This window comes from Candidatus Tokpelaia sp. (assembly GCF_008636115.1).
Classification (GTDB): domain Bacteria; phylum Pseudomonadota; class Alphaproteobacteria; order Rhizobiales; family Rhizobiaceae; genus QLZD01.
The window spans coordinates 111,110-135,271 of sequence record NZ_QLZD01000031.1; the positions used below are offsets into that span (position 1 = coordinate 111,110).

General features: G+C 51.4%; 19 protein-coding genes. 8 read left to right on the forward strand and 11 right to left on the reverse strand.

Features of this window, described 5'->3' with window-relative positions:
* Nucleotides 1–7 precede the first annotated feature (7 nt).
* The 4 genes from DPQ22_RS05460 (at nucleotide 8) to lnt (ending at nucleotide 4,623) form a co-directional block, all read left to right on the forward strand.
* Nucleotides 8–1,159 carry a PhoH family protein gene (locus DPQ22_RS05460; protein ID WP_150213921.1) on the forward strand — a complete coding sequence of 384 codons (1,152 nt, stop codon included), beginning with the start codon at nucleotides 8–10 and terminating at the stop codon, nucleotides 1,157–1,159.
* A 16-nt stretch (nucleotides 1,160–1,175) separates the two neighbouring features.
* A complete protein-coding gene (ybeY, locus tag DPQ22_RS05465) occupies nucleotides 1,176–1,658 on the forward strand; it encodes an rRNA maturation RNase YbeY (RefSeq protein WP_150213923.1) in 483 nt (160 codons plus the stop codon).
* A 71-nt stretch (nucleotides 1,659–1,729) separates the two neighbouring features.
* Complete coding sequence (locus DPQ22_RS05470; RefSeq protein ID WP_150213925.1) at nucleotides 1,730–2,839, forward strand: hemolysin family protein; 1,110 nt, start codon at nucleotides 1,730–1,732, stop codon at nucleotides 2,837–2,839.
* 131 nt (nucleotides 2,840–2,970) lie between these two features.
* Nucleotides 2,971–4,623, forward strand: coding sequence for an apolipoprotein N-acyltransferase (lnt, locus tag DPQ22_RS05475; RefSeq protein WP_150213927.1), 1,653 nt, complete (start codon nucleotides 2,971–2,973; stop codon nucleotides 4,621–4,623).
* Between the two features lie 473 nt (nucleotides 4,624–5,096).
* On the opposite strand, the gene DPQ22_RS05480 is transcribed toward lnt, so the two are convergent.
* The 5 genes from DPQ22_RS05480 to DPQ22_RS05500 all read right to left on the reverse strand — a co-directional run bounded on the left by DPQ22_RS05480 (nucleotide 5,097) and on the right by DPQ22_RS05500 (nucleotide 11,790).
* On the reverse strand, nucleotides 5,097–5,294 hold the full coding sequence (locus DPQ22_RS05480; protein ID WP_150213929.1) for a hypothetical protein: 198 nt from the start codon (nucleotides 5,292–5,294) through the stop codon (nucleotides 5,097–5,099).
* 210 nt (nucleotides 5,295–5,504) lie between these two features.
* Complete coding sequence (locus tag DPQ22_RS05485; RefSeq protein WP_150213931.1) at nucleotides 5,505–7,163, reverse strand: cytochrome c; 1,659 nt, start codon at nucleotides 7,161–7,163, stop codon at nucleotides 5,505–5,507.
* 3 nt (nucleotides 7,164–7,166) lie between these two features.
* Nucleotides 7,167–8,759, reverse strand: coding sequence for a GMC family oxidoreductase (locus DPQ22_RS05490; protein ID WP_150213933.1), 1,593 nt, complete (start codon nucleotides 8,757–8,759; stop codon nucleotides 7,167–7,169).
* Nucleotides 8,760–8,841: 82 nt separating this feature from the next.
* A complete protein-coding gene (locus DPQ22_RS05495) occupies nucleotides 8,842–9,411 on the reverse strand; it encodes a sugar dehydrogenase complex small subunit (protein ID WP_150213935.1) in 570 nt (189 codons plus the stop codon).
* Between the two features lie 390 nt (nucleotides 9,412–9,801).
* Nucleotides 9,802–11,790 carry an MFS transporter gene (locus DPQ22_RS05500; RefSeq protein WP_246681504.1) on the reverse strand — a complete coding sequence of 663 codons (1,989 nt, stop codon included), beginning with the start codon at nucleotides 11,788–11,790 and terminating at the stop codon, nucleotides 9,802–9,804.
* A 298-nt stretch (nucleotides 11,791–12,088) separates the two neighbouring features.
* Between DPQ22_RS05500 and rpsO the strand changes: the two genes are divergently transcribed.
* The 3 genes from rpsO (at nucleotide 12,089) to DPQ22_RS05515 (ending at nucleotide 17,332) form a co-directional block, all read left to right on the forward strand.
* The gene (gene rpsO / locus DPQ22_RS05505) at nucleotides 12,089–12,358 is read left to right on the forward strand and encodes a 30S ribosomal protein S15 (RefSeq protein WP_150213937.1); all 270 of its coding nucleotides are present in this window, start codon (nucleotides 12,089–12,091) and stop codon (nucleotides 12,356–12,358) included.
* 605 nt (nucleotides 12,359–12,963) lie between these two features.
* Nucleotides 12,964–15,159 carry a polyribonucleotide nucleotidyltransferase gene (gene pnp / locus DPQ22_RS05510; protein ID WP_150214106.1) on the forward strand — a complete coding sequence of 732 codons (2,196 nt, stop codon included), beginning with the start codon at nucleotides 12,964–12,966 and terminating at the stop codon, nucleotides 15,157–15,159.
* Nucleotides 15,160–15,565: 406 nt separating this feature from the next.
* Complete coding sequence (locus tag DPQ22_RS05515) at nucleotides 15,566–17,332, forward strand: DUF6119 family protein (RefSeq protein ID WP_150213940.1); 1,767 nt, start codon at nucleotides 15,566–15,568, stop codon at nucleotides 17,330–17,332.
* A 189-nt stretch (nucleotides 17,333–17,521) separates the two neighbouring features.
* Here the strand turns inward: DPQ22_RS05515 and fabI are convergent, their stop codons facing one another.
* The 3 genes from fabI to fabA form a co-directional block, all read right to left on the reverse strand.
* On the reverse strand, nucleotides 17,522–18,346 hold the full coding sequence (gene fabI, locus DPQ22_RS05520; RefSeq protein WP_150213942.1) for an enoyl-ACP reductase FabI: 825 nt from the start codon (nucleotides 18,344–18,346) through the stop codon (nucleotides 17,522–17,524).
* Between the two features lie 71 nt (nucleotides 18,347–18,417).
* Nucleotides 18,418–19,638 carry a beta-ketoacyl-ACP synthase I gene (fabB, locus tag DPQ22_RS05525; protein ID WP_150213944.1) on the reverse strand — a complete coding sequence of 407 codons (1,221 nt, stop codon included), beginning with the start codon at nucleotides 19,636–19,638 and terminating at the stop codon, nucleotides 18,418–18,420.
* A 178-nt stretch (nucleotides 19,639–19,816) separates the two neighbouring features.
* The gene (gene fabA, locus DPQ22_RS05530; RefSeq protein ID WP_150213946.1) at nucleotides 19,817–20,323 is read right to left on the reverse strand and encodes a 3-hydroxyacyl-[acyl-carrier-protein] dehydratase FabA; all 507 of its coding nucleotides are present in this window, start codon (nucleotides 20,321–20,323) and stop codon (nucleotides 19,817–19,819) included.
* A 301-nt stretch (nucleotides 20,324–20,624) separates the two neighbouring features.
* Between fabA and irrA the strand changes: the two genes are divergently transcribed.
* A complete protein-coding gene (gene irrA, locus DPQ22_RS05535; RefSeq protein WP_150213948.1) occupies nucleotides 20,625–21,092 on the forward strand; it encodes an iron response transcriptional regulator IrrA in 468 nt (155 codons plus the stop codon).
* Nucleotides 21,093–21,150: 58 nt separating this feature from the next.
* On the opposite strand, the gene DPQ22_RS05540 is transcribed toward irrA, so the two are convergent.
* From DPQ22_RS05540 to hslV, 3 genes are all read right to left on the reverse strand, one after another.
* On the reverse strand, nucleotides 21,151–21,750 hold the full coding sequence (locus tag DPQ22_RS05540) for an SH3 domain-containing protein (protein ID WP_150213950.1): 600 nt from the start codon (nucleotides 21,748–21,750) through the stop codon (nucleotides 21,151–21,153).
* A gap of 213 nt (nucleotides 21,751–21,963) precedes the next feature.
* Nucleotides 21,964–23,268 carry an ATP-dependent protease ATPase subunit HslU gene (gene hslU / locus DPQ22_RS05545; protein ID WP_150213952.1) on the reverse strand — a complete coding sequence of 435 codons (1,305 nt, stop codon included), beginning with the start codon at nucleotides 23,266–23,268 and terminating at the stop codon, nucleotides 21,964–21,966.
* A 64-nt stretch (nucleotides 23,269–23,332) separates the two neighbouring features.
* A complete protein-coding gene (gene hslV / locus DPQ22_RS05550; protein WP_150213955.1) occupies nucleotides 23,333–23,920 on the reverse strand; it encodes an ATP-dependent protease subunit HslV in 588 nt (195 codons plus the stop codon).
* Nucleotides 23,921–24,162 lie beyond the last annotated feature (242 nt).

A 24,162-nucleotide genomic window follows, 5' to 3' on the forward strand; every position in this document is an offset into this window, starting at 1 on the left:
GCGGCATATGGAAGAAAAAAGCTCAGCAGATTTATTGCAACATTCCTTTATTTTTGCCGATAATCATGCGGCGCGGCTGGTTTGCGGCATATGTGATGAAAATCTCGCAATTATTGAGCAGCAGCTACAGGTAAAATTTCACCGGCGCGGCAATAAATTGCAGCTTGCCGGCGCGGGGGAAAGCCGGCAACAGGCGCAAAAAGTATTAACCCGCCTTTATCGGCTGGTAAAGGCCGGCACTGTGCCCGGCCGGGCAGAAACAGCAGGGGCGCTGGCGATTATCAAAACGCTGAAAGCCCCGGCTTCATTACCGCGCCCGCCCCTGCCGCCTCAACCGGAAAAAGGAGCTATCACACCCATGCCTGCAAAAATCCGCTCTGTTGCTACTGCTGCGCCGGTGAGCGCCGGGGCGCCGGCGGCTTTTGCCCATATTGCCACGCGCAAAAAAATTATTTATGCGCGCACACCGGGGCAAAATGCCTACATTGCCGCCATGCAAAAAGCGCAGCTTGTTTTCGGCCTTGGCCCCGCCGGCACAGGCAAAACTTATCTGGCAGTTGCTTATGCCGCCTCATTGCTGGAAAACGGCCTGGTGGAGCGCATTATTTTATCGCGCCCGGCCGTGGAAGCAGGAGAAAGGCTGGGGTTTTTGCCCGGTGATATGAAAGATAAGGTAGACCCCTATTTGCGCCCGCTTTATGACGCGCTTTATGATATAATGCCGGCTGAAAAAGTGGAGCGCGCTTTGGTGCGGGATAATATTGAAATTGCCCCGCTCGCTTTTATGCGCGGGCGTACTTTGGCGCATGCCGCCATTATTCTGGACGAAGCACAAAACACCACGCCAATGCAGATGAAAATGCTGCTGACAAGGCTGGGAGAAGGCTCGCATATGGTGATAAACGGCGATCCCAGCCAGATAGATTTGCCCGCCGGCCAGCAATCAGGCCTGCTTGATGCGGCAAATTTGCTGGGCGCTATTGATAATATTGCGCTTATCCGCTTTGCCGATGATGATGTGGTGCGCCACCCGCTGGTAGCTGCCATTATTCGCGCTTATGCACAAAAAACAGCCATCAGGCCGGAGCCGGAATTGAGCCGCAGGCATGCAGCCGAGCCTGACAGGCAGCAAAAACGCAATAAAGAACAGGCGCTTTAGTCAAAGCCGCGATATTATGGCAAAAATCACCATTGATATGAGCATTGAAGCCGGTAATTGGGGTGAAGCGCGGCCTTTGCGCCGCCTGGCCGAGCGAGTGGTTGCGGCTTTGTTTGCCCTGCCTTATTTGCGCGGCAGCACCGGCGAATTAAGCCTGGTTTTTACCGATAATGCTCATATACGCGCGGTTAATGCGCAATGGCGGCAGCAGGATAAAGCGACAAATGTGCTGTCTTTCCCCGCTTTTCCCATAAAAGCAGGGGAAAAGCCGCAAATTATGCTGGGCGATGTAATTTTGGCCTATGAAACAGTGAAAGCAGAAGCAGAGCTGGAAAACAAGCCGCTTAATAATCATATCAGCCATTTGCTGCTGCATGGCTGCCTGCATCTTCTGGGCTATGATCATGAAACAGCAGAAGAAGCTGCAATTATGGAAAATCTGGAAAGAAAGATTTTGGCAGACCTTGCCATTGACGATCCTTATGCCGAAGTTTTATAAAATCAATGAGAAGTCTGCCGGCCGGCAGACTGGGCGCAGCGCCTTAAAGCGGAGTTTGATTAAAAATTATCATGAATACTATACTGCCTGAGCGGGAGCGAAAAAAGCATAAACAAAGCCGGGAAACCGGCCCAACAGGGGATAAAGGCAGCACCAAGGCTTCAACCCCGCCGGCGCCCGCAAGCCGCGCGCCGGAGCCTGCCTCTCACAGCCGACAAGCGCCGGGAGAAGAACCCGCTATAGCGGCGCAGCCGGAAAGACGCTCGCTGTTAAAGGGCCTGTTCGGCTTTTTAGGCAATCATCAGGATAATAATTTTGAACAGGCGGAAACAGGCGATGAATTTACCGCGCCGGAGCCGGCAGGGTGGACAGTGCAGGAAAAACGCATGCTGGCCAATATTGCCGAGCTGCATGGCGCGCGCGTGGCTGATATTATGATTCCCCGTGCCGATATTGAGGCGCTGGAGCTGAATAAAAGCCTGGGCGAGGCTTTGCAGCTCTTTGAGCAATCAGGGCATTCCCGTCTGCCGGTTTATGCCGAAACACTTGATGATCCGCGCGGCATGATTCATATTCGTGATTTGCTGAATTATATTACCCGGGTCGGCTTTGGCCGGGCAGAAGCCGATAAGGGGGAAGCGGACAGCGACAAAAATTTTGCCGCGCTCAATTTAAACATGCCGATAAGCCGGCTGGATATTATTCGCGATGTTTTATTTGTCCCCGCCTCACAACCGGCCGGGCGGCTTTTGGCGCGCATGCAGGCCAGCCGCACCCAAATGGCGCTGGTTATTGACGAGCATGGCGGCACAGACGGGCTGGTATCAATGGAAGATATTGTCGAGCTGATTGTCGGCGATATTGAAGATGAGCATGATGAAGCAGAGGCCGATATTGTCAAAGAGGGGCAAAATAGCTGGATTATTGATGCCGCGGCCGAGCTGGAAGAATTGCAGGATAAATTGGGCATGGATTTTGCCGATAATGCTCTGGCGCAAGAGGTTGATACACTTGGCGGCCTGATTGTCACCGCGCTGGATCGTATCCCCGCCCGCGGTGAAAAAGTGGAAATTATGCCCGATTATATTTTCCAGATATTGGACGCAGATAGAAGGCGTATCAAGCGTATCCGCCTGATACGCTGTGGGCCGCAGGCCGAAACCCCGCCCTCTCACAGTTAAAATCCGGCGAAAAGCTGTGGCGCGGCCGTCTGAAACGGGCGAGACTGCACACTATCCTTCGCTGAAAAGCCGGCGGAGAATTATTGTGCAGGCCGTCAGGTAACTGCCCAAAATAATGAGAAAAACGCGCTATGTTGAAAAGCAGCTCCGGTTTTTTGCCTCAGGCGGCGCTATGCGGTTTTTACCGGCAATTAGCGCGGCTTAAAGGCGCCCGGCGGCAAGGTGCAGCTTTTCTCCTTGGCGCTTTAGCGGCGGCGGCATTGCCGCCTTTTTATCTTATCCCGCTGTGTTTTATCAGCTTTTCTGCTTTTGTGCTGCTGTTGGATACGCTTGCCAGCAAGGCGCCCGGGCAGCCCGGCCGGAGCTGGCGCATATTGCGTCTGGCCGCGGCGACCGGCTGGTTTTTCGGCTTTGGCTATTTTACCGCCGGGCTGTGGTGGCTGGCTAATGCCATGACTGTGGATATGCGTCAATTCGGCTGGGCTATACCCTTCGCCATTTTTGGCCTGCCCGCCTTTTTGGCCTGTTATTATGCGCTGGCGGGTTTTCTTGCCATGCTGTTCTGGCGCCGCGGCCTTGCCCGCATAGCGGTTTTAAGCCTTGCCTTTGCCCTGGCAGAATATTGGCGCGGCCTGTTATTTACCGGCTTTCCGTGGAATGCTATCGGCTATAGTGCCATGCCCTGCCCGGTTTTAATGCAGCTTGATGCCCTTATCGGCCTTAACGGCATGAATGCGCTGGCAGTTTTTATTTACAGCCTGCCGGCTTTGGCTTTCACCGCCTCTCCCTTTAATAAAAGCGGCGGCGCCAGGCTGGGCTTAAGCCTGTGCCTGGCGCTGATCATTGCCGATACAGGCTTTGGCGTCTGGCGGCTGGCCGGAGCTTCAACCTCGTCCAATATAATGAGTCTGCGCTTGCGGCTGGTGCAACCTGCTATCCCGCAAGAAGAAAAACAGGACGCCGCAGGGCGGGCGGCAAATTTTGCCAAATTGCTGTCTTTAAGCCGTGCTGCGCCAAAAAACGGCGGCAAGCGGCCCGATCTGATTATCTGGCCGGAAACGGCAGTGCCCTATTTGCTGGATTATAATCAGGCCGCGCTGGCGCACATCGGCCGCAACCTGCAGCCGGGGCAACTGCTGCTGGCCGGCGCTGTGCGGGTGGAAGAACAAGAGCTGACAAAGCCGGCTGCCGCCAATAAGGACAGTGCTGAACCCGGCACAATAGCGGCCGCAAGCAATAATACGGAAAATAGTGACAAGCCGGCCGGCCGCTACCGCTTTTATAATTCCATGTTGCTGATTGATTCTTCCGGCCGGATTATTGCTCATGCCGACAAAGTGCATCTTGTGCCCTTTGGCGAATATTTGCCGCTGCCCCGCCTGGCGCGCTATTTTAACCTGCAGGCGCTGGCCGCAGCGGCCGGCCCCTATAGCGCCGCCGATACACGCCGGTCTATTAGTTTGCCGGATAATATTTCCATTTTGCCACTCATTTGCTATGAGGCCATATTCCCGCAGGAAAGCCGCCTGAAAGGCAATAAAAAGGCTGAATTTATTGTCAATATTACCAATGATGCTTGGTTTGGCAATACGCCGGGGCCGCGCCAGCATTTGGCACAGGCGCGGTTGCGCGCAGTAGAGCAGAAAAAGCCGCTTATCCGCGTGGCCAATAGCGGCATTTCTGCCTATATTGATGCTTATGGCCGTGAGCACGCGGCCTTGCCGCTGGGCCGGAGCGATTTTCTTGATATTGATGTGCCCCTGCCAAAACCGGCAAAACATTAAAGGCTGTTTTGCTGTTTATTCAGCCGGATACCGGGCCGCGAGCTATTGACCGTATCGGCATAATTTAAAATTATATAATTTCTCAAATTTTACACTTTTGGCGCCACAGTGAGATGCCACCCAAGGCAGCAAGTGCCCTTTCCCCGCGGCAGGACGCGAATTGCCCGCCGGCCTCACAGCAAAGCTGCCGCAGGCGGCAATAATTGCCTGCACCGCGCGGCCTTTAATTTGCTGCTCTACTTAAGAAATGTCATGGCCTGTTTTATAAAAGCAAGGCGATATTATAATTTATCGAGCATAAGAAACAAAAGAGTTTTTACCTCTTGTCATTATATATTTTTGCTGCGCAATATTAGCAGAATCTTCAGCGAAAATAAAAGAGCGGGGGAAAGCAGCAGATATTCTCCTGCCCCAAATCAGGCAAAAATATGCCCCCCAGACATAGAATTATATTGGCGAGCTGTGCGTTCTGCTTAAAATATCAGCGAACGCGACTTTCTTTCGGCGATTTTCTCTTCGCCAGGAATGAGTCTTTGAGCCTCTCCCGGAAGGTACAAAATAAACCTGAGTTCCACTCCGCCATTAGGGTATTTGCCCACTGGGCAAGCGCCAATATCAGCTGCTTTAGCGTGTTTGTGCAGGCGTTTCAACTCATTTTCCGCAACAGGCATTTTAGCCCCAAACCTTGCTTGTTCCTTGTTGTTTTTCTGCGAAAACTGTAAAAAACTTATATAATAGTGCCTCTCAGGCTGCAACAAATAGTGGCGGGTCAGAGAGCAATGCTGCTCATGGAAAACATAATTATCCAGATAACACGGCAAAATACAAAAAGACAGGTTTCCCTGCCTTTTCGCACCTTTTCGCCTATGCCTTGGCGGGCTTTACTTTTTCTGCTTTGCGCCCGGCTTTTTCTTCAGCACCGCTTTCGCGCCCGTCTCGGCTCCGGTCATTATTTTCTGCCTATGCGGCTCTGCCCGCCTTGCCCCCTTGCCAATAGCTGTTTGCTCATGCCGCCTGTGCCGCACTCTGACAGTTCTGCGGCGCCTGCCGCGCCAAATGAGGCAGCGCACCAGCCACAGCAGAATCAGCAGGACAATAATCCCGCCAATTATGGTCAATAGCACCGCATGCTTAATCAGAAACGGCATTTTGCCGCCGCCCAGCACTGTTTTAACCTCAGCCGCGGTAATTTTTTCATCATTATTACCGAAATTATTGCGCACATAATTCACGACTGCGGCGATTTGCTCTTCATTCATCGCGTCAAAAATCGGATTAGTGGAAGCCAAAAAGCCGGGCATGGAATATTTTCTGTCGGCACCATTACGCTCAAGCCCATAAGCAATGGTCATAATCAGCGAATCCGCATTGGCCACCCCGACAGCACGATTTTGCAGCAGCGAGGGCGAGCTGTCATCATCGGCACCCTGACCGTTTGCCCCATGGCAGGCGGCACAGGCCGTATTATACAGCACCGCTCCATTAACGGTAGAAGAAACAGAAGAATAGGGCGCCGCACTCCCCGCCAGCGGAAACTCATATTGGGTAAAATCCGTATCAATGGGTTTATGCGCCGCAAAAGCCGGAGTAATCTGCCCTTTTGTCGGCAGAGGCGGCACAGTTTTAATATAAGCGGCAATGGCCTTTAAATCACTCTCCTTCATATAACGGAAACTATATTCCACCGCTTCGGCCATGGGGCCGTTAGCCTGTGATTTATTGCGCACATGCCCGGTTTTCAAATAAGTGACAATTTCCTGATCGCTCCAGCCGCCAAGGCCGCCGACAGGATCGGAAGTAAGGTTAGGCGCCCACCAGCCGCCGACAACCGCGCCGGCAAGATAATTTCTCTTGCTTTCCGCCATTAAAAAATTGCGCGGCGTATGGCAGGTGCCGCAATGGGCCGGCCCGTCCACCAGATAGCGGCCGCGATTTACCTGCATTGTAACAGCGGGATCCGGCTCAAAGCGCTTATTATTCAGAAACAGCATGTTCCACAGCGCCAGCCCTGCCCTGAAATTAAAGGGGAATTTCATGCCGGTTTGCACAGCGGGCACCGTATCAACAGGCGCTACACCGCGCATAAAATAAACATAAAGCGCATGAATATCATCATCTGTCATCAGGCTATAATCCGTATAAGGCATAGCGGGATAAAGATGTGTGCCGTCCGGAGCAATACCTTCACGTATAGCGCGGGCGAAATCGTCTTCACTCCAGCTACCAATGCCGAATTGCCTGGAAGGCGTAATATTGCTGGAGACAATCTGCCCTATCGGCAGGTTGAAAATATAGCCGCCGGCGAAAGGCTGGCCGCTAATCGGGTGTTTCACCGTATGGCAGGCGCCGCAATCCGATGCAATGGCAAGATAACGGCCGCGCTCCAGCACCGCCTGTTCTGAGCCGGCAGCTTTATTATTGCCGGCGGCACCGGCAAACTGCACCACGGCCGGGCCGCTCCGGGCAAAAGCAGCAGGCGGGGCAAGCATGGCAGCCGCCAGCGCCAGGACGGGAAGCGTAAAATAAGCTAAAAACCGCATGGCTTATACCTCTCTTGCAATAATATCGGCGGAACGCAACGCCAAAGCCACGCCGGTCAAGGTCGGGTTAATCAGGCCGCAAGCGGGGATAATGCCGACAGAAGAGATAAACAAATTATCGTGATCATGCGTCCGCCCTTCGTGATTAACGACAGAATCCGCCGGATTATCGCCCATAATCATAGTGCCGATTAAATGGTCATGATTTTGCCAGTCTGACACATCTTGAAAAATGCCGCCGCTCAAACGCACAATATCCCTATATTGTTTTTCGCCCACAGCAGCGCCGGCCTGGCAATATGGGTCAATATTATAATGCACTGTCAGCATAGGCAGCCCCATAGCATCTTTGCGCGTGGTTGAGGGCATAACCCGATTGGCCGGATTAGGCAAAGCCTCGTAAAAAGTGGAAAGCTCTACCCAGCGGGCGCTGTAATGGCGGATAGCATCATCAAGCTCCCGCCCCATTTTGCCCTGGCTCAATAATTTGCGGGTCAGGCCGGATTGCGGATTGCCATTGGAAATAACATGATTGATAGCAGAATGCCGGCTGCGAAAAGCGCCGTCACGCATATTCATAATACAGCCGCCGACAATCGGCCCCCGCCCCTGCCAGACATCTTCATCAGCCAGAAAGTGCATATTTTTGCCGGCATGATCCATCAAATTGCGGCCAACCTGGTCAGAGGAATTGGCAACATCGGAAATAATCAATAATTTGGAAGTTTCAAAAGAATGGGCGGCAATAATAAAATAGCGCGCTGTCAGCCGCACATCGCCGCCCTCCGGCGTTTTATAATGAATAGCGGCAATTTTGCCTCTTTCCCCGCGTTCAATCTTGTAGGCTACGGCAGTGGTAATCAGCTTTACCCCGGCGCGCTCGGCTTTATCAACATGAATGCTGCCGCTATACATGGCGCCAATCGGGCAGGCCGGCATACAATTATTATTACCGCGACAGGCCGGGCGGCCGTCATAAGGCTTATGTGTGCGGGAATTGGGGGCATGAATGAGCGCATAGCCATGCGGCTCCAGCTTCTTTTTCAAATATTTATGCACCGGCACCAGCGGCTCGGGCGAAACCGGGTAAGGCGTGGAGCGCGGCGGGAAAACCCTGCCCAGCCCTTGCCCGCTCTGATCTTCCGTATCCGAACCGGAAACGCCCAGTTGAATTTCCGCCTCACCATAATAAGGCTCAATCACATCATAATCTATCGGCCAGTCGCGCCCGACACCATAAAGCGTTTTCAGCTTCATATCATTGGGCAAATAGCGCCAGGTCGCTGCCGCCCAGTGCCAGGTCGTGCCGCCGACAAGTTTGAGCATACCGGGCAAAAATTCAAATGAGCCGGTATTTTCAATATAACCTTCCTGAAACGAGGTCGGCGCCCAGGGGCGATTGGGATAAGCATCATTATAATCCCATTTGCGCGCTGAATTACGAAAATTTTCAATAATCTTCCAGCGCGGCACACGTTCGCCCGCTTCCAGCATAATGACCGATTTGCCTTTTTGCGCCAATCGATAAGCGGCATTGGCGCCGCAAGCGCCGGAACCGACGACAATCACATCGGCATCATAATGAGGAATATCCATAAATTTTTTCCTTAACCGGGCCTTGCATTAACGAAAAACCGCAAGGCAATCTTAGTTCGGTAATACGCTGTAAAAGAGAAAATCAACGCGGATTGGCAAGGCGGCTCCAATAGCCGGATTCCCAGCGCGAATATGTGGGTATCGGCGTGTGCTCATAAGTCAGCCGATACATTAAGGCCTGCGTATAAGTGATAAAAATCGTATCATCATGGGCGCGCAAGGAACGCGGCGTGCCGACATAACCCAGATAATAGGCCGAAATAATAGAGAGCGCCGTTTGCCGCAGCGCCGCATTAAAAGCTTTATGTGTTTTTAGCTGATCAATGGTTCGCACCTTTGAGGCGGTAATAAAATCGCGTAAAGTCTGATATTTTTCACTAAAACTGCTGTCATGATTGGTCAGCGCCCACCAGGCGCGATCGGCTAATTGCAAGGCAATTTCCTTACCGGTCAAAAATTGAGAAATATGATGAAAGTCAACTGCTGCCGGCGTGACTATGCCTCCACTCAGCTCTACCACCGCCCGGGCAGACAAAACCGGCGCAAAATTTGCCGCTGCCGCCGCACCGCCCCAAAATAAAAAATTACGGCGCGAAAAAGCTCCTCTATCTGCTATTTTCCCCTTATCGGTTTTATCTTTATTATCTTCCATAATTCAGACTTTCTCGCATTTTCACAATTATTTGTTTGCTTCGATCTCCCCCGTCTGTCTGTTCCCGATTTCACTGCGCCCTGTCTCTCTGCCTGAGACAAAATGCCGCTGCCAAAATTTGGGCTCCCCGATTAACACATTGCCTGAATTTATCAAGCGCTAATTTTAGAAATAAAAATGAATTTTTCCGGCAGACATAACCATTTTATTATACTTGTCGACACAGGTATAATATTTAACAAAACAGGTAAATTATTTACTATAATAATATAGCGTAAATAAAAATATTTTAAATAATATTTGTAAATTGGGAACTATAGCAATATTTTTATTGCGACAAATAAAACCTGGCCGGGCAGCATTCAAGCTGCCTGTTTATAAAAAATAAAATTATATTTTTGCCGGGGGCTTGAGCGGCAGCTCATGCGCCAAAGGCACGGTTTGCCGCTCAATCATGCGGCAGACATAGGGCGGCGCACTGCCCTCATTTAATTTATCCAGAATTTCTATTACCTGTAAATCGTCCTGGGTTGAGCGCTGATTATGGCGCAAATAATCCACCCAGGTCGGCATATGATAGGTCTCTACCCAGCGCTCAGGCTTTTCCAGGTCGCGCAGCAAGGTCCATTGCCGCGCCCCGTCACGCAGGCGGATACGGCGGCGCTCAGTCATGGCCTGCAAAAATTCGGCAGTATTTTTCTGCGCAATATGATATTCCAGCGTAATTAAAATCGGGCCGCTGCGCGCCTGCAAATCCAGCCGCAATTCCGGCTCACGCATTGGGTCGGTTGGCGAAAGATTGATAGTGCCAATATCGTAGATACGAAATTTCAACCCGGCAACTGCGCCCAGACACAGGCAAATACCGCAAATACACAAGGAAGCCCTGGTGCCGTAAGAATCCCCCAGCGCGCCCCACAGCCAGCTCCCCGCTGCCATGCCGGCATAAGAGGCGGTCTGATAAAAAGCCAAAGCCCGGGAAACAACCCAGCGCGGGGTAGAAAGCTGCACATTGGCATTAAACAGCGCCAGAGCCAGAACCCAGCACATGCCGGCGGGGAACAGCGCCAGACAGCTCAGCCAGATATAAGGGCTGAAAGCCACAATCAGGCAGGCTGCCGCATAACCCAGAAAAGACAGGACAATAATCTTTTCCGAGCTAAGCCGCGCCCGGATTTTAATATTATAAGTGCCGCCAATAATGGCGCCAATGCCAAAACAGCCGAGCAATATGCCATAAAGAAAGGCGCCGCCCTGCGCCTCCCGCGCAACAACAGGCAAAAGCGCAAACAGGCTGATAGCGCCCAGGCCGAACAAAAAAGAACGGAGCATAATATTTAATAAATTAGGCGACATCATTACATAGCGCAAACCGTCCGACATAGCCCCCACCAGCTTTTCCCGCGGCAAAGTCGGCCGGCTATATTCCGGCCTCCAGGCATAAAGCGCACCAATAAGCGGAATATAACTGAAAACATTGAAAACAAAGGCGGCAACACCGCCCCAAAGAGCAACAATCGCGCCGCCTATAGCCGGCCCCATGCTGCGCATCAGATTATAACCGACACTGTTCAGGCTGACCGCAACGGGAATTTGCTCGCGCGGCACAATATCCCCGACTGTCGCCTGCCAGGGCGGGTTGTAAACAGCATTGCCGCAGCCGATAAGAAAGGTGAAAAACAATAAAATAGCCGGCGTTACCCAGCCCGCATAAGTCAGGACAGCCAGCACCAGCGAGGCCAGCATCATCGCCACTAGTGACATAATCAGAATCATGCGGCGATTAAAATTATCGGCCAGCGCTCCGGCCCAGAGCGAAAAAATCACCACTGGCAAAGTAGTGGCACCCTGCACCAGCCCGACCAGCGAATGTGAAGAGGTAATCAAAGTCATCAGCCAGCCGGCACCCACCCCCTGCACCAGACCGCCAAGATTGGAAATAAGGGTAGTAAGCCATAAATTGCGGAAATCTTTCAACTGTAACAGGCCGAATATTGATTTATCCGCTTCTGCGGCCGCCGACTCTTTGCCGCGTTTGGCCCCGCCGGGCGGCGCTGCCCCGGTCGCAGGGGGAGTCTGGGCAGTATTTTGATGATTAACCGTGAGCTGCGCCGCCATTATATTGGCGGCAACCGGGCTCATATCGGCGCCCTGGCCGGCAGCCGCGGCAATATGCACCGCCTTTTCCTGAGCGACACGCACCGTATTGGCAGCAGAACCGCCGCTGTCTGCGGCAGCAGCCGGCGCCGCAGCCGCTTTTTGCCCCTCCTGCCCGGCTTTACGGCCTGGCTTCATCTTTTCTGCCGCTTTATCATCTTCCGCCATCAAATTTACCCAAATTATCTCACATAATCGCACCGCCCCGATAGTGACGGTCATGCCTCTGGCAAATAATGTAAACAGCCATCAGGCAAAGGGAAGCATAAATGCCTGAACAAGGCCGAAAAAAACGGGGCGCCCGCCGCTTTCCCACTATATTTTTCGCACAAAGTAAATAAAGACTTATTTTGTAAAAATAATGGCAGTGAGTCTGGCTTTTGTTCACAAAATGTTTTATAAGGGCGCCTCAATGTCGCGGCAGATGCTGCTTTTTGAAGCAGGCTGCCTTAAGTTAAGCCCCCGCTGGACGACATCTCGGCCCGGGCGTTTTGGTCTCTTGTTAAATGAAGGAAATACGATGTCGATTACTGCCGAGCGCAAACAGGCGCTGATTAAGGATTATGCGTTAAAGTCCGGTGATACGGGCTCTCCCGAAGTGCAGATTGCCGTTTTGTCTGAGCGCGTTACCAATTTGACCGAGCATTTCAAGACGCATAAAAAGGATAATCATTCGCGGCGCGGTTTGCTCAAGCTGGTTTCCCAGCGCCGCCGTCTGCTGGATTATCTGAAAAAGAATGACACTGCGCGTTATGAAACGCTGATTAAACGGCTTGGCTTACGCCGCTGATATTTTGGCAAAAACAGCTATAGTCGCTGCAAAATGCTTTGAATGGCCGGGAAATATCTGTTTCTGCGGCCGTTCTGGGGATCTGCCGCATAGTGATCAAGATCCGGCTGCAAGGCCGGAATTTTCTCAAAAGCGGCGAAGCCGGGGCATGATAAAGCCCGGGGATCAGCCTTGGATTCAAGGCGGCGCCTGCGGCTTTGTAGTGACCGGCTGCATTATCAATCCTGCGGAATTATATGGGGCAGGATTGCAGGCTGCCCGGCGGGCTGCAAACAGGGTTTTGCCCTGTTATTGCGGCAAAATGCTTTATCTAACCGGCAGGCCGGGGTGATAAATACAAGCATTGAAGGCCGAATTGCCGGGTCTCCTGCTGTCTTGCTCAAATTCCGCCTGGATTCAAAAACCGGAGGGCGGTTTTGCCTGGGGCGCTTCTGCCGGCAGTTAAACCCTGTCCTGATAAGGCGGTATTATTCCGCCGCAACCGGGCAGATTGCCGACAAAGCGGCTCTATGGGAGCTGCCGCCGGCTCACACGCTCTTGCCGATTACGAGCCGCATTTGCGACTGAGACTCTGGGCGATAGGGGCACTGAAAAAGGATTATTCTATGTTTAATACGCATAAAGTGGAAATTGAATGGGCCGGCCGGCCGCTGACGCTGGAGACCGGCAAAGTAGCCCGCCAGGCCGATGGCGCTGTCATGGCACGCTATGGCGAAACTGTGGTGCTGGCCACAGTTGTCTCAGCCAGAGAGCCGAAGCCGGGGCAGGATTTCTTCCCCCTTACCGTTAATTATCAGGAAAAAGCTTTTGCGGCAGGGCGTATTCCCGGCGGTTATTTCAAACGTGAAGGCCGCCCAAGCGAAAATGAAACCCTGGTTTCCCGCCTGATTGACCGGCCGATTCGCCCGCTTTTCCCGGAAGGTTATAAAAACGACACGCAGGTGATTATCACCGTTCTTCAGCATGATCTGGAAAATAACCCTGATATTGTGGCGATGATTGCCGCTTCTGCCGCTCTTACTCTTTCCGGCATTCCCTTTATGGGGCCGGTCGGCGGTGCCCGTGTCGGTTATATTGACGGTAATTATATTCTGAACCCCAATATTGATGAAATGCCGGAATCAGCGCTGGATTTAGTCATTGCCGGCACATCGGAAGCCGTGCTGATGGTGGAATCGGAAGCGCAGGAGCTGACAGAAGAAACTATGCTCGGCGCTGTCATGTTTGGCTGGCGCGGTTTTCAGCCGGTAATTGACGCTATTATCAAGCTGGCAGAAGTGGCCGCCAAAGATGCGCGCGCTTTCGCCCCGCAGGATTTCTCTGCCCTTGAAAAGAAAATGCTCAAACTGGCAGAAAAGGATCTGCGCAAAGCCTATCAGATTACCGACAAGCAGGAGCGTTATGCGGCAGTAGATGCGATAAAGGCCAAAGTGAAAGCGCATTTCCTGCCGGAAGGCAAAGAGCCGGAATTTGCCGAAGAGGAAGTCAATACTGTCTTCAAGCATTTGCAGGCTAAAATTGTCCGCTGGAATATTCTGGATAAAGGCATACGCATTGACGGCCGCGATTTAACCACTGTGCGGCCGATTGTGGCGGAAGTCGGCCTGTTGCCGCGCACCCACGGCTCGGCGCTGTTTACCCGCGGTGAAACCCAGGCTATGGTGGTGGCTACTCTCGGCACAACTGAAGATGAGCAATATATTGATAATTTAACCGGCCTGGTTAAAGAAACTTTTATGCTGCATTATAATTTCCCGCCTTTTTCTGTGGGCGAAACGGGACGCCTTGGTTCACCCGGCCGGCGTGAAATCGGCCATGGCAAGCTGGCCTGGCGCGCACTTCACCCCATGCTGCCGGCTAAAGACAGCTTCCCTTACACGATCCGCGCTGTGTCGGAAATTACTGAGTCCAACGGTTCTTCTTCCATGGCCACGGTCTGCGGCACTTCACTGGCGCTGATGGACGCCGGCGTGCCGCTGGCGCGCCCGGTAGCGGGCATTGCCATGGGGCTGATTAAGGAAGAAGAGCGCTTTGCCGTCCTTTCCGATATTCTGGGTGATGAAGATCACCTCGGCGATATGGATTTCAAAGTCGCCGGCACGGAAAAAGGCATTACCTCGCTGCAAATGGACATTAAGATTGACGGTATTACCGAAGAGATTATGCAGGTGGCGCTGGCACAGGCCAAAGGCGGCCGCAGCCATATTCTGGGAGAAATGGCCAAAGCGCTGCGTGAGGCGCGCAATGAGTTGGGCGAATATGCGCCGCGGATTGAGATGATGTCTATTCCAACTGACAAGATTCGCGATGTTATCGGCACAGGCGGCAAAATTATCCGCGAAATTACTGAGCAGACCGGCGCCAAAATCAATATTGAAGATGACGGCACCATTAAAATCGCCTCGGCTGATGCCAAGACGATTGAAGCGGCCAAGCGCTGGATTCATTCTATTGTTGATGAACCGGAAGTCGGCGCCATTTATCAGGGCACAGTGGTGAAAACGGCGGATTTCGGCGCTTTTGTCAATTTCTTCGGCCCGCGCGATGGTTTGGTGCATATTTCGCAATTAAGCAGTGAGCGTGTTGCCAAAACCACCGATATTATCAAGGAAGGTGACCGTGTCTGGGTGAAGCTGATGGGCTTTGACGAACGCGGCAAAGTGCGTCTTTCCATGAAAGTGGTGGATCAGGAGACCGGCAAGGAAATTGAAGGCGCCGCCCATAACGCCGGCGGCCATGACAGCGAAGGGGATCATCATGGCGGCGATCGCCCGCGCCGCCCCCGCCGCCCGCGGGAATAGGCCTTAAGTCGCTGCTAACGGTGGTAGAACCGCCTGATACCTCTTTATCAGGATTGCGTTCGCAATAATGAACCGACAAAAAGCCTGCCTCACCGCAGGCTTTTTGCTATTTATCACCGCTTCTTGCAGCTATGGATAGGGATAACAGAGGCGAAAGCCAAACCAGCAAGAGCGGCTTTATCCCGCTTTTGCGCCGCAGTGCCAGAATAACCACAGTAAGGACACAGACAGGCCGATAACAGCTCGATAAACGCCCTTTTTGCTTGCCAATAGATTCAAAACAAGCGCGGCTCCCCCTGCGCTTGTTTATTGTTAATAATACTTGACTTCATATAATAATGTTATATTATGGGACATATTTTGTGCTTAATATGCGTCATCTCGCGCTATAAGAGGACATAACCTCATGCCTAGAAATTCTGAAAAAATAAAATGTAATATTACTCTCCTTAAAGCTAGTTGTGATTTTAACAATCCTGCTGATTTTATTAAAGGCTATGTTTCAAATAATTCAGAAACAATTCCTGGATACAGTGATATCTTAATCTATACAACCATCTCTGAGGAGCATCCTCCTAAGTGGCTGACAGACATAAAAACAACTATTCTTCCAGAAAACAGCCCTACTAAATTTAAACCGTCTAATCAGTCCTCTGGATTGACTATTTTTATTAAAGTTCAAGATAATAACAGCACTAAAAGCCCCTTAGGTTACAGGATTTTTGCTATAAATTACGGAATACTGGGGCGCTTCCACATTGAATCAACCGCGATACAAAAAAATTTCGGGCTATATACCGCAACAAAAATTCTAGCTGAAGCTAAAGCTTATATAAAAAGCAGCCAAAGTCGCGTTAACCAAGGGAATCCTATCAATAAAAGCATTTACTACAGCAACGAAGAGATAGAACTTACCGGGCTGACGTCCTATATGGAAAACAATGAAGCCGTCAGCGAAATTTCCATACAGAATATTACTCTTGGAGATTTCACGCGCATGATAGGTAAAGCAGCAGCTCTATCTATCCAAATAAAGTTCCAAACAGCAGATAGGCCATACTTGAACCAAATGGCTACTAGACTAAAAGAAACCCTGGACGTTTATTATAGGGTAAATAAAGATGATATTAAAGCTCTTTTTAAGGATATATTTCCTCTGGATGAAGACAATGATGCATCGCTTATACAGGAATTAAATACTGAATTGATAAAGCAGATTCTTGGCTCAAAAAATGAATTCTTTTTATTTGAGCCGGAAAACGATTTTGATATGAGTGAAATCGACAAAATTCAGATAGTCGCGGATACAACAGACGATTATGATGACTTACATTTAAAGAATTATTTAGCTCTACGCAGCACCCCCACCCTAGATAACCTTAAAGAAGATAGCATTAAGCTTCTTGACGGATCAGGTGACTCTAAAAAAGAGTGGAGCGTTTTTCGGTGCTTATATGGTGAAATAGATTACAACGGAACAAATTATATTCTATCGCATGAAAACTGGTATGAAGTTCCGAAAGACAAATTTGAACGCGTTAATAGAAAAATAAAGGAAATAGAAGTTTCTATACCTATCACTCCTGAGATACAGCGGGATTCTATCGATAAAATTTCTACTTATGTTCCCAAAGGAAAGGAGCCTACGCCTAAAGAGCATATATTCAATGAAATATATTGTAATTCTTTAGGCGGAGAATATTTTGACAAGAGTAGTAAACAAATTACTCTGTATTCCGATAAAATTGAAGTCTGTGATATTTTTGTTCCTGAAAAAGGGGAGAAGAAACAAGAATTTATTCATTGTAAAACGAATGAAGGAGCCTCCGCCCTCAGTCATTTATGGAACCAAGGCTTGGTATCTGCTGAATCTTACGTTCAATTCAAAGATGAATACAGAAAAGCAGCTAATAAGCATATCTCGAAGCCAGAACATCATATAAAGGAAGGATATCAAGGTTCTATCGTTCGATATTGTATTATAAATGAAAAACAAGAAGATAGACTTAGCTTCTTTTCTAAAATGGCTTTAGAAAAAGTTGTGCGCAATCTGGAATCTTGGGGTTTTGAAGTTAAACTTAGCTGGATCAAGGGCGTATACCCTTCGCCAGTACCGAAAGCTAAAAATAATGCAACCAAAAAATCACCATCAAGCCAAGCAAAGACTCCGTAAACGATTTCATGATACGATACTGTAAATATTCACTATTAAAAAAGCCGCTTGAAGCGGCTTTTTTAATAGGCATGGTAAGTTTTTCAATAGCTTATGCCGAGGTGATTATCGCAGCGCCAGAAGAGCGCTGCCCCATAGGCGGTAAAATCACCGCCGGCAACCTCTTGCAGCCCTATGCCCTGCCGGCACCTATTCCCCGTCTCCCCGCGCCTCAACGCTTTGGCTTAGTTCTTCCAGGCTGGGGGTGGAGATAATATTATAGCCGGAATCGACATAATGAATTTCTCCCGTCACACCGGAAGACATATCGGAAAGCAAATATAAGGCTGATTGCCCCAGCTCATCAATATTTACTGTGCGGCGCAGCGGCGCATTGCGGCGCTGATAGCTGAAAATAGCCCGCGCCGCGCCAATGCCGCTGCCGGCCAAAGTGCGCACCGGCCCGGCGGAAATAGCGTTAACGCGAATGCCCTGCGGCCCGCAATCGGCCGCCAGATAACGCACCATCGATTCCAGCGCCGCTTTGGCAATGCCCATGACATTATAATTCGGCACCACATGCATGGAAGCGCCATAGGTCAAGGTCAAAACCGTGCCGCCATTCTTCATTAAAGGCAGCGCTCGCTGGACAATTTCCGTCAAGGAATAGGCAGAAATCACCATAGTGCGGCTAAAATTCTCGCGCGTGCTGACATCAATATAGCGCCCCTTCAGCTCTGCTTTGTCCGAAAAGCCAATAGCATGGACAATAAAATCCAGCCTGCCCCAGCTTGAAGCCAGCGCGGCAAACAGCGCGTCCAGGCTTTGCGTATCTTCCACATCGCAGGGCAGCAGCAATTTCGCTTTTAATTTGTCGGCCAGCGGCTTTACCCTTTTGCCGAAAGCCTCTCCCTGATAGGTAAAGGCAAGCTCTGCCCCTTCCGCCGCCAGCGCTTTGGCAATGCCCCAGGCGATAGAGTGGTCATTGGCAACACCCATAATCAGACCGCGCTTACCCTTCATTAAAGCTTTCATATATTTTTCACTCCGTTGCGGCGGCTTCCGCCTTCACCGCTCATTATCGGCTGTTGTGCGGCCTGTCACGCTCAAATCTTCTGCAAAACCAGGCTGGCATTAGTGCCGCCAAAACCGAATGTATTGGATAAAACCGTATTCAGCTCAACATTATCGCGCTTTTGGCGCAAAATCGGCATATCGGCAAAAGCCGGATCCAGCTCTTCAATATTAGCGCTTTCGCAAATAAAATTATGCTGCATCATCAATAGCGAATAAATCGCCTCATGCACCCCCGCCGCGCCTAAAGCATGGCCGCTCAAGGATTTGGTGGCCGAAATCGGCGGGCATTTATCTTCATTGCCGAAGACTCGGCGAATAGCCTCCAGCTCCGGCGGGTCGCCAACCGGGGTAGAAGTGGCATGCGGATTGATATAATCAATTTTCCCCTTCACCTGCGCCAGCGCCAGCCGCATACAGCGCTCTGCCCCCTCACCGGAAGGCGCTACCATATCATGGCCGTCAGAAGTAGCGCCGTAACCGACAATTTCAGCATAAATTTTGGCACCGCGCGCTTTTGCCACTTCCAGCTCCTCCAGCACCAGCACGCCGCCGCCGCCGGAAATAACAAAACCGTCACGATTGGCGTCATAAGCGCGCGAGGCTTTTTGCGGCGTCTCATTATATTTGGAAGACATCGCCCCCATAGCGTCAAACAAATTAGACAAAGTCCAGTCCAGATCATCACAGCCGCCGGCAAAAACCCTGTCCTGCTTGCCATAGGCAATCATTTCATAAGCATTGCCGATACAGTGGTTGGAAGTGGCGCAAGCCGAAGAAATGGAATAATTAACGCCCTTAATCTTGAAAAAAGTAGAAAGCGTTGCCGAAGCGGTGGAACACATGGCTTTCGGCACGGCAAAAGGCCCGATACGCTTGGGTGAGCCTTTTTCCCGCGTTGTCACCCCGGCTTCAAAAATTGTGCGGGTGGAAGGCCCGCCCGAACCCATAATAAGCCCTACCCGCTCATTGGAAATTTCTGCCGGCTCCAGCCCGGCATCAAGAATAGCCTGATCCATGGCAATATGGTTCCACGCCGTGCCGCGGCCGTGAAAGCGAATAGAGCGCCGGTCAACCAGCGACTCTATATCAACCTCAGGCATAGCATAAACGCGGCTGCGAAAACCAAGCCCGGCATATTCTGCCGCATAGGAAAGGCCGGAACGCGCCTCACGCAGCGAAGTCAGCACATTCGCCACATTATTGCCGAGAGAAGAAACAATGCCTATCCCCGTTATCACAACACGACGCATAAAATCTCTCCTTAAAACACCGCCCCGTTAAGGGGAAATCACCGGCCGGCAGCAAATCCGCCACCCCCGGCCTGCCTGTTCTGTCAACGCTTTTCCGGCCGGCAGCCTCTTAGGGCAAAGAGCCGGCGCTTTTATCAAAACCTGCCGGCCGCCAGGATCCGGCGCCGACAAAGGCTCATTATTTTTTAAACAGGCCGACACGCAAATCATTGGCGGTATAAATCAGCTCGCCATCAGCTTTTAGCCAGCCATCGGCAATGCCCAGCACCAGACGCCCGCGCAAAATGCGTTTTAAATCAAGACCATATTCCACCAGCCTGGTTTGCGGCGTTACCATGCCGGTAAATTTAACCTCGCCGCTCGATAAAGCGCGGCCCCTGCCCGGCTCACCCAGCCAGCCAAGAAAAAAACCTGTCAACTGCCACATGGCATCAAGCCCCAGACAGCCGGGCATAACCGGATCGCCAAGAAAATGGCACTGGAAAAACCACATATCCGGCTTGATAGCCAGTTCAGCTCGAACCACGCCTTTATCATTTTTACCGCCGCTTGCGGCTATTTCAGTGATACGGTCAAACATAAGCATAGGCGGCGCCGGAAGCTGGGCGTTCCCCTCGCCGAAAAGCTCCCCGCGGGCACAGGCAAGCAATTCTTCATAAGTGTAGTTTGACTTTTGCTCAGCCATTATCACTCCGTTTTTCTGTCTCTGCCATAGACTCCAGGCAAGGCGGTTGCAATCGTGCAAGGCAGACAGTTTTCTCTCTTTTTGTCCTAGCACAAAACAACGCCGCAAGTAAAATATAAACACTGTAAATTTTATGCGAAAAACCGCAGAGGACAAGCCTGCTTCGGCAATATTTTCTTGAGCGATGCCGGGCGGCGTATTATAAACGGGGGAAAAGGGGCGCAAATAAGGCCGGGCGGCGAGCAGATTTGACCGCCGGCGTCTTTTGTCTGCCCCGCCAGTTCAATGAAAGACAGCTCTCATGCCCAGTCATTTACCGCCGGGAATCTGCGAAAACCTGCCCAGGACATTGCGCCTGCACGGTTTGCGGCCGACAAAACAGCGCCTGGCGCTGGCGCAGATGATTTTTGGTCAGGGACACAGGCATATTGCCGCAGAAGATTTGCACAAGGAAGCTGTGCATAACGGGCTGGAGCTGTCGCTGGCCACAGTTTATAACAGCCTGCACTGCTTTCATGAAGCGGGTCTGCTGCGCATTATTATCGGTGAAGGCTCAAAACGCTGGTTTGATACGAATTTGTCCGATCACCACCATTTTTATCTGGAAGAAACACGCAGGATTATTGATGTGCCCGCCGGGCAAAACGGCGCGCCGCTTATCAGCAATTTGCCGCCGCCGCCGGAAGATATGGAAATTGCCCAGATTGACCTGATGATAAAATTGCGGCGCAAGGCAGCGGCAAACAGCCGCAAGGCGGAGCCTAAATAAGCAATAGCGGCGGGCAGGCAAAACCGGCGGGGTTGGGCGGCTGTCAGGCACCATGAACTTATTTTATCACTTCGCGCGGATAAACGCCCCAAAGCAGATTTTGCTGAATATAGCCGCGTTTTTTCTCAATTTCCAATTCGCACCATTGGCCGTTGCAATGGCGGAGTGCGCCGATAACTCCCGGCTCGGCTTCAATAATAACAGCGCTATTGCTGTTAGCCTCGGCATAAAGCGGCAGCAGGCCGCTTTGCCGCTGCGGCGCAATAATGGCGGCGCGCTTGCCGGCCAGCAGCGCCGCATTCACCCAGCCTGTTGTGCCGGAACTATCGCGAATACGCCGCCAATTATCATATTCCTGCACAATTTCCACCGGCAGCCCCTGCCGCCGGTAAGACCAGCTAATGGGATATTTATTTTGATCCGGGCCGATACGCATATTCACACGGCTGGATTTCAAGGTAACAAAGCGCGGCAAAGGCAGGCCGCTGGGGCCGATTGTCGCAGCCCCACTCCCCTCTGCCGCAGTTTTGGCCAAAGCCTGCCCGGATAATGCCGGCCCACGCGCAAGCGGCAAAAACACGGCAGCCAAGGCGCAGCCTGTCCTTAAAGCATGAAAAAAACGGGCTTTATACAAAGGAAAAAACACGCCCAAATGCATTATGTCTGCCTTCTGTTTACGGCATTGAGAATCAGGCCGGCCAGGCAATATCCCGCTTTGGTCAATAATCGGGCGCGGCAATTTTGCTGCCTGTCCCAGGCGCTGCCGGTTATAAACAAAAAGCGCCCTACCTGGAAAGCGCTTTTTTATTCACCCACATAAACTTTCAGCAGCCCCGGACAGCCGCCGGCCAATAGCCAATAACAGGCAAGGCTACAAAATATAATGCGACAAATCCTTATTGCCGGCCAGGCTGCTCAAGGTTTTATGCACATAATCGGCGTCAATCACCAGCTTCTCCTGCGCTCTGTCCGGCGCGGTGAAAGAAATATCATCGAGTACGCGCTCCATTACAGTTTGCAGCCGCCGCGCGCCAATATTCTCGACATTGGCGTTTAAATCCACCGCAATATCGGCCAGCGCATTAATGGCGCCGTCAGTAAATTCCAGCTCTATTTCCTCAGTCGCCATCAAGGCAATATATTGCTTGATCAGGCTGGCTTCCGGCTCTGTCAAAATACGGCGAAAATCGTCCCGCGTCAGCGCATTCAGCTCCACCCTTATCGGCAGCCTTCCCTGCAATTCAGGCAGCAAATCTGAAGGCTTGGATAAATGGAAGGCACCGGAAGCGATAAATAAAATATGGTCGGTTTTCACCTGCCCATATTTGGTGGCCACCGATGTGCCCTCCACCAGCGGCAGCAAATCGCGCTGCACCCCTTCCCGCGGGGTCATATTATTATTGGATTGACGCAGAGCGATTTTGTCAATTTCATCAATAAAGACAATGCCGTCTTCCTCGGTTGCGCGCAAAGCCTCCTGGATAATCTGCTCTTCATCAAGCAATTTATCCGATTCATCTTCCATGAGCGGCTTAAATGCCTTGCGCACATTCATTTTACGCTTTTTGGTGCGATTGCCGGCTTTGCCGAAAATGTCCGACAAATTCATAATGCCCATTTGCGCGCCCGGCATACCGGGAATATCAAAAGACGGCGCGCTTGCGCTGTTATCCGCCACTTCAATTTCAATTTCCTTATCGTCCAGCTCGCCCTCGCGCAGCCGGGCACGAAAAGATTCTCGCGTGGCGGGGGAAGCATTTTTGCCGACAAGCGCTTCCAAAACCCGCTCTTCCGCATTGATCTGCGCTTTGGCGCGCACCAGATCGCGCTGTTTTTCGCGCACTAGTTTAATTGCAATTTCCACCAGATCACGGATAATCTGCTCAACATCGCGACCGACAAAACCGATTTCAGTAAATTTTGTCGCCTCAACCTTGACAAAAGGCGCACCCGCCAATTTGGCCAAACGGCGCGAAATTTCGGTTTTGCCAACCCCGGTCGGGCCAATCATCAGAATATTTTTCGGCATAACCTCTTCACGCATCGGGCTTGTCAACTGCTGGCGCCGCCAACGATTGCGCAAGGCAATAGCGACAGCCCTTTTAGCCTGACTCTGGCCGATAATAAAACGATCCAGCTCAGAAACAATCTCACGCGGAGAAAATGTATTGCTCATAAATCCCAAACTTTCCCAAAATCAAGAAAATGCTCAACAGAGCTGACAATAGCGGCCCGGCATTTTATGCCACGGCGTCCCCACTGGCCGCATTTTGCACATTTTCCAGCGTTTCAACGACAAAATTATTATTGGTATAAACACAAATATCGGCAGCAATCTGCATGGCCTTACGGGCAATATTTTCTGCCGTCATATCGGTATTATCGGCCAGAGCGCGCGCTGCCGAAAGAGCATAATTACCGCCGGAACCAATGGCCATAATGCCGTTTTCCGGCTCCAGCACATCGCCCACACCGGTTATGGCCAGGCTGATATTTTTATCAGCCACCAGCATCATCGCCTCCAGCTTGCGCAAATAGCGGTCTGTGCGCCAGTCTTTGGCCATTTCTACCGCCGCACGCATTAACTGGCCCGAATATTGCTCCAGCTTGCCTTCCAGCCGCTCCAGCAGGGTAAAGGCATCGGCCGTAGCCCCGGCAAAGCCGACAAGCACATTTTTATCCGCCCCGATACGGCGCACTTTGCGGGCATTGCCTTTCATAATAGTCTGCCCCAGCGATACCTGACCGTCACCGGCTATTACCACTTTATCGCCGCGGCGCACAGTGAGAATTGTGGTGCCGTAAATCGTGCCCTCTTTATGTTCCATCGCCCAAGCTCCTGAATCTGCGCCTTATACCCGTTTTCTCTCAACCGGGACAAACACGAAAACTGCCCAATCTGCTGCTGTCGCGGCAGATTTTATACCCCAAAGCCGGCTTTCGCCGACAAACTCCCCCACATGCCGGCTTTCGGCGGCAAACCCCTCTACAAGCCGGCTGTCGCCGGCCGGCGCCGGCAATCCTGCTCTATTTAGGTATTTTTTCGGCAAAACTCAAGCTTTGCTGTTTT